At 62.0% G+C, this 11,966-nt stretch carries 12 protein-coding genes; 2 read left to right on the top strand and 10 right to left on the bottom strand.

The window, feature by feature from the left end:
* Window positions 1-16: 16 nt before the first annotated feature.
* On the bottom strand, window positions 17-712 hold the full coding sequence (locus IT763_RS18265) for a tRNA-uridine aminocarboxypropyltransferase (protein WP_004928866.1): 696 nt from the start codon (window positions 710-712) through the stop codon (window positions 17-19).
* A gap of 114 nt (window positions 713-826) precedes the next feature.
* Window positions 827-1,246: a thioredoxin TrxC gene (gene trxC / locus IT763_RS18260; protein WP_004928868.1), complete on the bottom strand. Its 420-nt coding sequence runs from the start codon at window positions 1,244-1,246 to the stop codon at window positions 827-829.
* Between the two features lie 207 nt (window positions 1,247-1,453).
* Between trxC and IT763_RS18255 the strand changes: the two genes are divergently transcribed.
* Complete coding sequence (locus IT763_RS18255) at window positions 1,454-2,542, top strand: tRNA/rRNA methyltransferase (RefSeq protein WP_004928870.1); 1,089 nt, start codon at window positions 1,454-1,456, stop codon at window positions 2,540-2,542.
* 58 nt (window positions 2,543-2,600) lie between these two features.
* On the opposite strand, the gene emrB is transcribed toward IT763_RS18255, so the two are convergent.
* The 7 genes from emrB to IT763_RS18220 form a co-directional block, all read right to left on the bottom strand.
* Window positions 2,601-4,142, bottom strand: a complete 1,542-nt coding sequence (gene emrB / locus IT763_RS18250; RefSeq protein WP_161800767.1) for a multidrug efflux MFS transporter permease subunit EmrB — start codon at window positions 4,140-4,142, stop codon at window positions 2,601-2,603.
* 14 nt (window positions 4,143-4,156) lie between these two features.
* A complete protein-coding gene (gene emrA, locus IT763_RS18245; RefSeq protein WP_015378875.1) occupies window positions 4,157-5,329 on the bottom strand; it encodes a multidrug efflux MFS transporter periplasmic adaptor subunit EmrA in 1,173 nt (390 codons plus the stop codon).
* Window positions 5,330-5,352: 23 nt separating this feature from the next.
* Window positions 5,353-6,804, bottom strand: a complete 1,452-nt coding sequence (locus IT763_RS18240; RefSeq protein WP_028127520.1) for an efflux transporter outer membrane subunit — start codon at window positions 6,802-6,804, stop codon at window positions 5,353-5,355.
* 28 nt (window positions 6,805-6,832) lie between these two features.
* On the bottom strand, window positions 6,833-7,351 hold the full coding sequence (gene mprA / locus IT763_RS18235; RefSeq protein WP_004928879.1) for a transcriptional repressor MprA: 519 nt from the start codon (window positions 7,349-7,351) through the stop codon (window positions 6,833-6,835).
* A 162-nt stretch (window positions 7,352-7,513) separates the two neighbouring features.
* Window positions 7,514-7,861: an L-valine transporter subunit YgaH gene (ygaH, locus tag IT763_RS18230; RefSeq protein WP_197817798.1), complete on the bottom strand. Its 348-nt coding sequence runs from the start codon at window positions 7,859-7,861 to the stop codon at window positions 7,514-7,516.
* Window positions 7,851-8,597 (bottom strand): AzlC family ABC transporter permease, encoded by a 747-nt coding sequence (locus IT763_RS18225; RefSeq protein ID WP_016929851.1) that lies wholly within the window; start codon window positions 8,595-8,597, stop codon window positions 7,851-7,853. The genes ygaH and IT763_RS18225 overlap by 11 nt, the downstream gene beginning before the upstream one ends.
* Window positions 8,598-8,718: 121 nt before the next feature.
* Window positions 8,719-9,918 carry an MFS transporter gene (locus IT763_RS18220; protein ID WP_197759195.1) on the bottom strand — a complete coding sequence of 400 codons (1,200 nt, stop codon included), beginning with the start codon at window positions 9,916-9,918 and terminating at the stop codon, window positions 8,719-8,721.
* Between the two features lie 105 nt (window positions 9,919-10,023).
* Here IT763_RS18220 and IT763_RS18215 point away from each other — a divergent pair, with 105 nt between their 5' ends.
* Entirely contained in the window at window positions 10,024-10,902 is an 879-nt protein-coding gene (locus IT763_RS18215) for a LysR family transcriptional regulator (protein WP_206194903.1), read from the top strand.
* Between the two features lie 30 nt (window positions 10,903-10,932).
* Here IT763_RS18215 and proX read toward each other — a convergent pair whose 3' ends face one another.
* Window positions 10,933-11,934 carry a glycine betaine/L-proline ABC transporter substrate-binding protein ProX gene (gene proX, locus IT763_RS18210; RefSeq protein ID WP_206194902.1) on the bottom strand — a complete coding sequence of 334 codons (1,002 nt, stop codon included), beginning with the start codon at window positions 11,932-11,934 and terminating at the stop codon, window positions 10,933-10,935.
* Between the last annotated feature and the right edge of the window lie 32 nt (window positions 11,935-11,966).

The following is an 11,966-nucleotide window of genomic DNA, read 5'->3' as shown; positions in this document are numbered from 1 at the left end:
CCTGATTTTAGGCGCTTTATGGCTGCATTGCTGTGACCGATGCCTCCGGCCGGGTCGGTTTTCCCGCCAGATACTGTTGACGGAAATAGCGAAAATGCTGATTCAACCCTTCGGCGGCCGGCAGATCGCCCGCCTGTTGCAGCAGGGCGGCGGCCACTTCCGCCGTGCAGTGTTGCTCGGCGCGGCTGGCTTCGCGCAGTTGGTAGTCCGATGCGGCGTCGACGTTGAGGGAAAACACCGGGAATTGATTGAGATACGGGCTTTTACGGAACATTTTGCGCGCCTCCGCCCAGGTGCCGTCCAGCATGATGAACAGCGGCGGTTTGCCGCCGACGGGCAGCGCGCTGAACACCGGCCGTTCGGCGTCGGCGTAGGACGCGGGGAACACCACATAAGGCTGCCGGGTGGGATCGTTGATGGCCGCCAGCAGGGCGGGATCGACCTCGGTACGCGACCAGAGGAACGCCTGGGTGTCCGGCAGGATATCGGCGATCAGGCGGCCGGTGTTGCTGGGCTTGAGCGGCTCGGCGCCGAACATGATCAGGCAGAAACGGCTGCCGGCCTGCTGTGGGCGAATGGTGTCGCACAGGCAGTTCTTATGCGGCAGCAGGCAACCCTGACAACGTGCCACCCGGCAACCGCGCGCCAAAAAAGGGCGGGTGGCGCGGTCTAAACGGAATTGGCGCAGGCGAAGTACGGCGTTGTCGGTCATAACGATCCTGGGGAAAAACCGCTATTGTAACGCAGAAAAAAGCCCGCCGGGAGGGGCGGGCTCGATCGGGGCGCGTTCGCGCGCAATGGCGGGATACGGCCTATACTTGCCGAATCACACTAACTCGTTGAGCCAGTTGTCAAACGGCGCTTTCGGCATCGCGCCGTTGAGCATGTCGACCATTTTGCCCTGACGGAACACCATGATGGTCGGGATGCTGCGGATGCGGAAACGGGCGCTCAGCTCCGGCTCGGCTTCGGTGTTCACTTTCACGAAGCGCACTTTGCCGGCGCGCTCTTCGGCCACGTCTTCAAAGATCGGCGCAAAGCTGCGGCACGGGCCGCACCACGGCGCCCAGAAATCGACCACGACCGGCAGATCGTCCTGCAGCAACTGGTCCAGCGTGGCGGCGGTGGCGTTGATCACTTCACCGTCGAAGAGCTCATGGCCGCAGCGGCCGCATTTCGCGTTGTCCGCCAGACGTTCTTCCGGCACGCGGTTGGTGGCATTGCAAGCTGCACAAACTGTATTCATGTTGACCTCGGGTACAGAGAAAGCATGGTCCCCGCAACGCGGTTGCGGAGATGTTTCTTTAATGCTGACAATTATCGGCAAAACCCGGCGCGTGAACAATGAGGTTTGTTCAATGGATGTGATAGTTGGGAGCTTTTAGCGCAAGTTGGTGGCTTCGTGCACCAACATCAGGTAATCTTCGCGCCCTGCGCGTTGGTGGAGAAGACAATGAACGATTCATTTAGTGGCAAGAACGGTAAAGTCAAAGTGATGTACGTCCGCAGTGACGACGACAACGGCGACGACCGTAACAAGAATAAACGTCCGGCCGGCAAAGGCCGTCCGGCTGACGGTGCGCGATCGGGCCGCACCGGTCAAGACAAGGCGCGCGGCGGCAACGATCGCCGCGGCGCCGACTCCCGCCGCAGTGAAAGCGATCGTCCTCGCCGTCCGGCGCGCTCTGAAGATCGCGGTGGCAATGAGTCGCCGTGGAGAACCGTCTCGCGCGCGCCGAATGAAGAGCCGGCGTTCGATCATGGCGGCATCAGCGGCAAAAGCTTTATCGATCCTGAGCAGCTGCGCCGCCAGCGCGCGGAAGAAACCCGCGTTTACGGTGAAAACGCCTGTCAGGCGCTGTTCGCCAGCCGTCCGGAAGCGATCGTGCGCGCCTGGTTCGTGCAGTCGGTCACCCCGCGCTTCCGCGAAGCGCTGCGCTGGATGGCGGCTAACCGCAAAGCTTACCACGTGGTGGATGAAGAAGAACTGGCCAAGGCTTCCGGCACCGAGCACCACGGCGGCGTCTGCTTCCTGATCAAAAAGCGTCAGGGCCTGGATGCGCAGACCTACCTGAAAACTGCACCGGCGACCGACTGCGTGCTGGCGCTGGAAGAAGTGGGCAATCCGCATAACCTGGGCGCCATCGTCCGTTCTTGCGCTCACTTCGGCGTCAACGGCGTGCTGCTGCAGGATCCGGCGCTGCTGGAATCCGGCGCGGCGGTGCGCACCGCAGAAGGCGGCGCGGAGCACATCAAGGCGATCAACGCCGATGATTTCCTGTCGGTGCTGGATACTTTCCGCAAGGCGGGTTACACCATCGTCACGACCTCCAGCCACAAAGGCACCGCGCTGGCGCAGGCCAAGCTGCCGGCCAAGATGGTGCTGGTGCTGGGGCAGGAACGCGACGGTCTGAGCGACAGCGCCTGGCAGCAGGGCGATATGAACGTCTCGATCGGTGGCACCGGCAAGGTGGAAAGCCTGAACGTTTCCGTGGCGACCGGCATTCTGCTGGCGGACTGGTGGCGTCAGAATCAGGCGTAATTTTCTACGTCGGATAAAAAAACGGGCGCCCCAGGGCGCCCGTTTCGTTTATTGAAGCTTAGTGAGCGCCGCCGCCCCCGCCGCCGCCGGAGCTGAATGGCGGTTTCGCCACCCACACCAGCACCAGCAACACCAGGAACACCCCGGCCGACAGCCAGAAGATCTCGTTGGCGGAGATGATCAGGCCCTGCGCGGTGATCTCGTTGGCGATATACGCCGACGCCTGCTGCTTGCTCATGCCGAGCTGCTCCAGTTGCCGGTACATCTCCTGCGACTGCGGGTTGTACGGGTTGACGAACTCCGTCAGTTGCGAATGGTGCTGCGATTCGCGCTGCGTCCACAGGGTGGTGGTGATCGAGGTACCGATCGAACCCGCCAGCGTTCGCGTGAAGTTCGACAGGCTCGATGCCGCCGCCATGCGTTCCGGCGGCAGGCCGGACAGCGTGATGGTAGTCAACGGCATGAAGAAGCAGGCGATGGCGAAGCCCTGAACGAACTGTGGCCAGGCGGATGCGCCGAAGTCCATGCCCGGTTCAAACGTATAGGCGCGCCAGTAGAAGCACACGGCATACATGATGAAGCTGAAGGTCACCAGCCGGCGCATGTCGAGCCGGTTGCCGAACTTGCCGATGATCGGCGACAGCAGCACTGGGATCAGCCCGACCGGCGCCGACGCCAGCCCCGCCCAGGTGGCGGTATAGCCGTACACCTCTTGCAACAACTGCGGCAACAGCACGATGGCGCCGAAGTACAGCATGTACGCCAGACTGATGCACAGGCAGCCGATGGTGAAGTTGCGCGACTTGAACAGCGACAGATCCACCACCGGATGGTCGTCCGTCAGCTCCCACACCACCAGGAACAGCAGCGCCACCACCGCCACGACGGTGAGCGTGATGATCTCGGTCGAGTTGAACCAGTCCAGCTCCTTGCCCTGATCGAGCATGATCTGCAGAGAACCGATGCCGACGATCAGCAATACCAGACCGACGGTGTCGATCGGTTTGATCTCGGTTTTGGTTTCCCGCCCCTTCAACGTCGCCATCGCCGCCACGATCACGAAGACGCCGATCGGGATGTTGATGAAGAAGATCCAACCCCAATGGTAGTTGTCGCTGATGTAGCCGCCGAGGATCGGCCCGAAGATTGGCGCGACGATAACGGTCATCGACCAAAGCGCCAGGGCCATCGCCCGCTTGGCGGGCGGGTAGTTGTTCAACAACAAACTCTGCGACAGCGGGATCAGCGGCCCGGCCACCACGCCCTGGATCACGCGGAAGAAGATCAGCATGCCAAGGCTGTTGGAGATGCCGCACAGCCAGGAGGCGATGGCGAACAGCGCGGTGGACCAAAGGAACAGCCGCACTTCGCCGAAACGCTTCGCCAGCCAGCCGGTGATCGGGATCGAGATGGCGTTCGCCACGCCGAACGAGGTGATCACCCAGGTCCCCTGCGAGTTGGAAGACCCGAGGTTACCGGAAATGGTGGGGATCGCCACGTTGGCGATGGTGGAGTCCAGCACCTGCATGAAGGTCGCCATGGCGAGCGCGACCGTCATCCAGGCAAGCTGGGCACCTTCAAGCGGTTTCTGTGGCAAGATGGCCTCCCGCGCGCTTAGCCGGCGTTCGCATGGATCACGTCGGCGATCAGCTGGTTAACCGGCGCCAGATTCAACGCCAGCGCGTCGCTCTGATACAGCGGTTTGTCGCGCACCACGTCGGCCAGCACGCGGCCGTCCAAATTGGCGGTGTCGACGGTCACCAGCGTCGAAAGACCGATGCGCAGCGGATGATCGGCCACCTGCTTGGCGTCGAGCTCAATACGCACCGGCAGGCGTTGCACCACCTTGATCCAGTTGCCGGTGGCGTTTTGCGCCGGCAGCAGCGAGAAGGCGCTGCCGGTGCCCATGTCGATACCGGCCACTTTGCCCTGATACACCACGTCGTCGCCGTAGACGTCGCTGACCACCGTCGCCGGCTGGCCGATGCGCATATTGGCGATCTGCGTTTCCTTGAAGTTGGCGTCAACCCAGATGTGATCGGCCGGCACTACCGCCATCAGCGGCGAACCGGCGGCGATCTGCGCGCCGACCTGCACGCTGCGGCGCGAGACATAGCCGGTAATCGGGCTGATCACCTTGGTACGCTGCAGCGCCAGCCAGGCGTCGCGCATCTGCGCGGCGGCCTGTTGGATCGCCGGCTGCTGTTCCAGCGGGGTATTCAGCACCATCGCCTGATTGGCGTTGTATTGCTGCACCGCCACTTCCAGGGCGGCCTTGGCGCTGTCGACCGCATCGCGCGCGTGTTGCAGTTCTTCGCGGCCGATGGCGTCGACGCTGCCCAGCACCACGCGGCGTTTCAGATCGTTCTCGGCCTTGCTCAGATCGGTCTTGCGCAGGGCGATGTTGGCCTGATATTGCTTGCTGTTGATGATCAACTGGTGGGTCTGACGCACGCTGTTGGCCAGGCCGGTCTTGGCGCGTTCAAACGCCTGCTCGGCATCGGTCGGGTCGAGCGTCAGCAGCACGTCGCCCTGCTTGACGTAGTCGGTGTTGTCGAAATTGACGCTGTTCACGCTGCCGGACACCTGGGCCATGATCTGCACCTGGTTGCCGGAGACGTAGGCGTCGTCGGTTTCCTGATGATGACGCAGCACCAGGAACCAATACACTAAGTAAGCCACCCCTATAACAATGAAAATAACCGTCAGCAACAGCAGCCAAAATTTGCGCTGCTTCTTTTTGCCGCTCGGCTGCTGCGGGTTTTGAGTTTCCGCGCTTGCGCTCATGGTGTTCTCCAAGCCTTATATTATTATGCTTTCGAATCCGCTGCGGCCGGGGCCTGATAGCCACCGCCCAGCGCGCGGATCAGTCCTATCTTCGCCTGCAGTAAATTGCTGCTGGCATTCAACTCCGCCTGTTGCTGCTGTAATAGCTGCGTTTGGCTGGTCAACAGATCGTCGCGCCCGATAATCCCTGCCTGGTAACGGGCGTTGGCGACCTGGTACACCTGTTGCATCGACTGGGCCGCGGACGCCGCCTGCAGCTGCTGTTGCGCAGAACTCTGCTGGATGGTGATGGCGTCAGCGGTTTCCTGTACCGCATTCAGGATGGTTTGGTTGTAGGATTCCACCGCTTCGTCATACAACGCGGATTCCTCGCCCAGCTTGCTGCGCAGCGCCCCGGCGTGGAAGATCGGCAGCGAGATCGCCGGCATCACGTTCCAGGCCTGGCTGGCCGCTTCAAACAGATTCGGGCTGGTGCCACTGGTATTGGTGGTCATCAGGCCGGCGAAGGCTGAAATGGTCAGGCTGGGATAAAACTCTTTACGCGCGGCGCTGACGCGCTGGCTGTAAGATTCCACCAGCTGGCGTTGCGCGGCGATGTCCGGACGTTTACCCAGCAGATCCGCCGTCAGCTCGCCCTGCGGCGCCATCAGGTTGTCTGCGGGCAACGGCACCTGACGCAGGTGCTGCATGGCGTTCGGCCCCTGGCCCGCCAACGCGGCAAGCTGGTGTCTGAGCTGTTCGATTTGCGACTGCAGCTGCAGGATCTGCTGCTTGGCGACGTCGGACTGCGCCTGGGTCTGTTGCGGCACATCGACGCCGGTCAGCCCGGCCTGATAGCGCTGTTGGCGCAGCGCGGTCAGGCGCTCATTGTTGTTTACTTCCTGCTGCAGCAGCTTCTCGAGCGCCAGATTGCTCTGCAGCTGGTAGTAGGCGGACGCCACCGAGCTGGTCAGCGTCAGCGCCGCCTGTTCCTGCTCGGCGCGCGCGGCGTTGACCTGCGCCTTGGCGGCGTTCACCTGGTTGCGGTATTTGCCCCACCAGTCGAACTCGTACGCCAGGTTCAACCCCAGCGAGTTGGAGCTTTCGTAGATCGGCTTATGCGGATACCCCAGCCCCATATTGACGTTTTGCGGCACGCGCTGGCGCTGGGTGCTGGCGTTCAGATCCAGGTTCGGCCCGTTGGCGGCGCTGGCTTCACCCACCACGCTCTGTGCTTCGCGCACGCGGGCGGCGGCTTGACGCAGGGTCGGCGAGCTTTGCAGCGTCTGCGTCATCAGGGTATCCAACTGCGGATCCTTGAGGGCGCGCCACCACTGCGGGCTGACGGCCAGCGAACTGACTTTCGGCTGAGCCAACTGCAGGCTCTGCGGATCCATCAGCGTGGATTGCGGGGCAATATTATCGGTCGAAGCACACCCGGCCAGCAGTAACACGGCGAACAGCGGGGTGAATCTCCAGTGAAATGGGGATCGCATAAGTAGGTACCTGAACAGAAATTGTGAATTAGGGTAACTGTTCTGTGATTTCCATTTGATCCAGACGTGCCAGCAATTTGCGCGTCAGCTGTTCCAGCTGTTTTTGCTCATCGTCGGTCAATGTGGACCACAGGAAATGCAGACATTGATGCTGCGGCGGCAGCAGTTGACTGAGAAATTCTTCCCCCTGCGGCGTCAGGTGCAGATGCAGGCAGCGGCGATCGTTGTCGCTTTCCCGGCGCTCGATCCAGCCGCGTTTTTCCAGCTCGTCGGCGATGCGGGTCGCATTGGTGCGCGAGGAGCCTAAGGCAGAGCTTAGCTCAGAAGGTTGGATGCTGTGGCTTTCCTGCGCATCCAGGGTAATCAGCGCCATAAACAGTGTTTCGTTAATCCCCTGCGCTTTGAGCATCTTATTGCGGTTTTCCAGCAGCTTGCCTTGCATGTGCATGCACAGGCGTGTCAGCAGGATTTCCTGATAAGGGAAATCTTTCTGCCGCGTGGCGCGGAAATTCAGCATTTGTTCTATGGGGGCAAACGAGCTTTCCATAATTTAGGGCCTCATTAATTTCGTTCGAGATAGTAACGACGGTGACAAATAATGTAAATGTTCAGCCGTGCGGATAATTTAGCAATTCGTGTCATTTGTCAGTGTTTGTAAAGATGTGGCGCCTGAAAACGCCAGTGTGAAGCCAAACGATCGGGAGCGGCGTCAGCCCGCGCCGAAAATCATTAACAGCTTTAATGTGATGCCAAAGGCCGTTGCGCCGAGCAGCGTCGACAGAATGATGCTTTTGCTGCGGTAGAAGCACAGCGCCAGCGCGGCGAACCCCACCAACGTCGGCAGCAGTTTGTCCGGCTCGCGCATCACCACCGGCGTGCTGGAGACCACCAGCAGGGCGCAGATCGAGGCGATGCCGATGCTGTCGAGCAGCAGGGCGGCTTTACCGCGTTTGAGGCCGGGCTGGGCGCGCGCCGGCGCCAGCCGCAGCGGCAGATAACGGAACAGGTAATTGGCGCAGCCCACCACCAGGCCGATCACCAGCACATCAGTGTTCATGGCTGGCCTCCGCAGGGGCAGGTTGGAACAGAGCGGCGACGCAACCGGCGCCGATGCCGGCCAAAATGGCGACCGGGATGGAGAACAGCACCACGCCGAGCAGCGCGCCGGCCAATGAGGCAGCGATGGTCAGGCTCTGCGGACGCCGGAAGGCGGCCAACAGGAAGCTGAGAAACAGCGCCGGCAGCATGAAGGCCAGCGAGGCCTCGATCACCGGGAACTGCTCCAACGGGCCGTTGCCGAACAGCGCGCCGAGCGCGGTGCCGGCCACCCAGGAGAGCCAGGAACAGAGCGCGATGCCCAGCATCCAGTTTTCGCTCCAGCTGCGGTTATTGCGCATCAGCCTGGCGGTGGCGGCGGCGAAGACCTCATCGGTCAGACCAAAGGCCCACATCGCCGTTTTACCGGGCGACATGCGCGAAACGATACGATGACGCAGCGCCGGGCCGTACAGCAGGTGGCGCACGTCCATCGCCATCACCGTCAATGCGGAGACCCACAGCGACATCCCGGCGCTCAGCAGGGCGGTGATCACGAACTGGCTGGCGCCGGCGTAGATGATGCAGGAGAAGAAAATGCTTTCCAGCGGGGAAAAACCCAGTTTGACGGCGCTGAGGCCGAAGGCGAACGCCACCGGGACATACCCGATGACGATCGGCAAACTGTCGACGACGCCGTTGGCGAAGGTGGCGCTGACGGCGGGCGGATTGAGGCTGTCTGCAGCTTGGCTTTGCATGGTTGTGGATCGCAGGGTAGATAGGACTTCAATAGTTTATGCCCAGAACATTACCAGAGAGTAAGTAATGTTTATACCCTGTACCGCTAATAAATTTCTTTAGTGACTATTTGCACGATAATCAGATTGGCGCGGGCCCCTGCGGATCGTGGTGCTTGCCGAGCCACCAGGTCAGCAGGTTGAGCAGGCATAACACCCCGCCGGCGGCGGCCACGCCGTACCAACCGGCATGTTGATAGGCCGAGGCGGAGAGCAGTGAACCGAGAGCGCCGCCGATAAAGTAGCTGGTCATGTAGCCGGCGGTCAGGCGGTTGCGCGCGTCCGGCATGATGCGGTACATCACGCTCTGGTTGGTGACGTGCACCGCCTGCACCGCCAGATCGAGGATCAGGATGCCGGCGATCAGCGCCCACAGCGATTGTTTGGCGAACGCGATAGGGATCCAGGACAGCAGCAGCAACACCAGGCCGACGGTGGTGGTCAGCCCGGCCTTGCCTTTGTCCGCCAGATGCCCGGCGCGCGAAGCGGCCAGCGCCCCGGCGGCGCCCACCAGGCCGAACAGCCCGATCACTCCCTCGGAATAGTTGAACGGCGGCGCGGCGAGCAGAAAGGCCATTGAGGTCCAGAGCACGCTGAAGTTGGCGAACGACAGGGCGCCGAGGATGGCGCGGGTGCGCAGCAGCGGCGTGCGGCAGAACAGGCTGAAGATCGAGGCCAGCAGCTGCGGGTAGTTCAGCCCGGAGTGTTGCTTATAGCGCGGCAGCGCGCGCCACAGGATCAGCGCCATCAGGAGCATCAGCACGCTGGCGACCCAGTAGATGGTGCGCCAGCCGCCGAACGACGCCAGTGCGCCCGCGACGGTTCGCGCCAGCAGGATGCCGAGCAGCAGGCCGCTCATGATGATGCCGACGGTCTTGCCGCGCTTTTCCGGGTGGGCCAGCGTGGCGGCCAGGGGCACCAGAATCTGCGCCACTACCGAGAACAGCCCGGTGAGCGCGGTGCCGAGGATCATCATCGGCAGCGTGGCGGAGGTGGCGGTGATCAGCATGCCGCCGGCGGCCAGCAGCGTCATGAAGACGATCAGGCTGCGGCGTTCGAACATGTCGCCGAGCGGCACCAGCAGCAGCAGGCCGGTGGCGTAACCGAGTTGCGCGGCGGTGACGATAAAGCCGGCCTGGTTGACCGACAGGTTGAAACTGGTGGCGATGGTTTCCAGCAGCGGTTGCGCGTAGTAGTTGCTGGCGACCGCCAGGCCGGTGGCGATGGCAATCAGCACGGTCAGCGCCGGGCTGAGGCCCGGATGGGCGTTTTGTGGGTTCATGATTTTTTCATCACGGGAAGAAGATAGCGCGCAGTATCCGGCAACGCGTCTGCGGAAACCAATGTATAATTTTCATTTGATTTATCTCATTTCAAGATAGATGCCATGAACCTGAAACAGATCCGCTACGCGCTGGCGGTGGCGGAAGAACAGAGTTTCACCCGGACGGCGCAGCGCTGCCATACGGTGCAGTCGGCGCTCAGCCACCAGATCGCCAAACTGGAAGAAGAGCTGGGCTGTACGCTGTTTGAACGCACCTCGCGCCGGGTGCGGTTGACCCCCGCCGGCCAGGCTTTCATTCCGTCGGCGCAGCGACTGTTGGCGGCGCAGCAGGCGCTGGTGGAGGAGGTGACCGCCGCCGGCGATGCGGTGTCCGGCACCCTGACCATCGGCACGATTTCAACCATAAACGCGATTGATCTGACCGAAAAGCTCGACAAGTTTCATCGCCACTATCCGGCGGTGAACATCCGCCTGTACGTTGGCATGAGCGAAGCCCTGCTGGAGGATGTGCGTCAGCAGAAGTGCGATATGGCGTTCGTCGGCATTTGGCCCGGCGATGTCGATTTACTGCCGATGTCGCACCGGCAGTTGACCGATGAGCCACTGGTGGCGCTGGTGGCGCCGCAGCACCCGCTGGCCAACCGCGAGCGGGTAAACCTGCAAGCGCTGGCGGAAGTACCGCTGGTGGATTTCTACAGCGGCACCGGCGCGCGGCGCCAAACCGATCGCGCCTTCCTGGCGGCGGGCATCCGCCGACACGTCAGTTTTGAGATAGATCATATCGAATGGCTGGAGAATTTGGTGCGGCGCGGATTGGCGGCGGGCATCGTACCTGTCTCGACCGCGCAACGCTTAAGCGCGCTGGTGTCGATTCCGATTGAAGACGGGCCGCGGCGCCAGGTGTATTGCATCTGGCCGCAGCCCTTGTCGAACGCCGCCGCACGTTTTTTACAGTTCAGCGGCATCGATATGGCGGGGTAGGGGCGCAGCAAAGGCGGCGCCCCTGAACGGTTACGACTTCGCCGCTGCGGCGGCGGTTTTCACCCAGCCGTAGAAGGTCGCCTGGTGCGCCTTGATCCAGCCGTTAACGTGGTTCTGGATATCGGCTTCCGAAGCCTGGCCTTCATGCATGCGCAGGTTTTGCGCGTTGATGTCGGCGATCGGCAGCTTCATGATGGCGAACAGCTTGGCGGCCGCCGGATTGGCTTCGGCCCACTGTTTGTTGGCGGCGATGCGCATGGTGTTGACCGGGAAGCCGTAGTTGGCGCCGTTAGGCAGCTTGGTGTCGACGTTCTTCTGCTCGCCCGGCAGCGAGGAGAACGGCACCTGCAGCCAGACCACGTCGCGGCCCGGCACCATCACATCGCTGACCCAGTACGGCGTCCAGGTGTAATACAGCACCGGTTTGCCCTCTTTGTAGCGGGTAATGGTGTCGGCGATCATCGCCGCGTAGTTGCCCTGGTTGTGTTCGACGGTGTTGCTCAGGCCGTAGGCCTTGATGTGGTGGTTGATCACCGCTTCGCAGCCCCAGCCCGGGGTGCAGCCGGTCAGATCGGCCTTGCCGTCGCCGTTGGTGTCGAACAGCTTGGCGATCTTGGGATCCTTGAGCTGCTCGACGTTGGTGATGTGGTATTGCTCGGCGGTTTTCTTGTCGATCAGGTAGCCCTGCGCGGCGCCGTTGACGTAGACGCCTTCGCGGTAGAACTTGGCGTCGCCGCCGGCGGCCTTGTACTGATCGGCGTGCAGCGGATCCCAGTTGACCGCGATAAAGGTCGCATCGCCGGAGGCGATCGAGGTGTAGGCGACGTTGTAATCCACTTCACGCGGTTCTTTCACGTCATAACCCAATTTTTCCAGCGCTTTGCTGACCAGCAGCGTCTGGAACGTCTCTTCGGATATGGTGCTTTGCACCGGCTGTACCGCGATCCCCTTGCCGGGTAAATCTGCCGCGCTCACGCTCTGTGAGCCAATCAGCGTCGTCAGGGCGAGAGCCCAGATGCCCGTGGTGCGCATAGTGTTTCCCCTCTTTCGATGTGGTGGTGTCA

Source organism: Serratia sp. CMO1 (genome assembly GCF_015689115.1).
GTDB lineage: Bacteria > Pseudomonadota > Gammaproteobacteria > Enterobacterales > Enterobacteriaceae > Serratia > Serratia marcescens.
The sequence above is the reverse complement of the archived record's forward strand: the minus strand, read 5'-3'. Positions and strand labels throughout refer to the sequence as shown.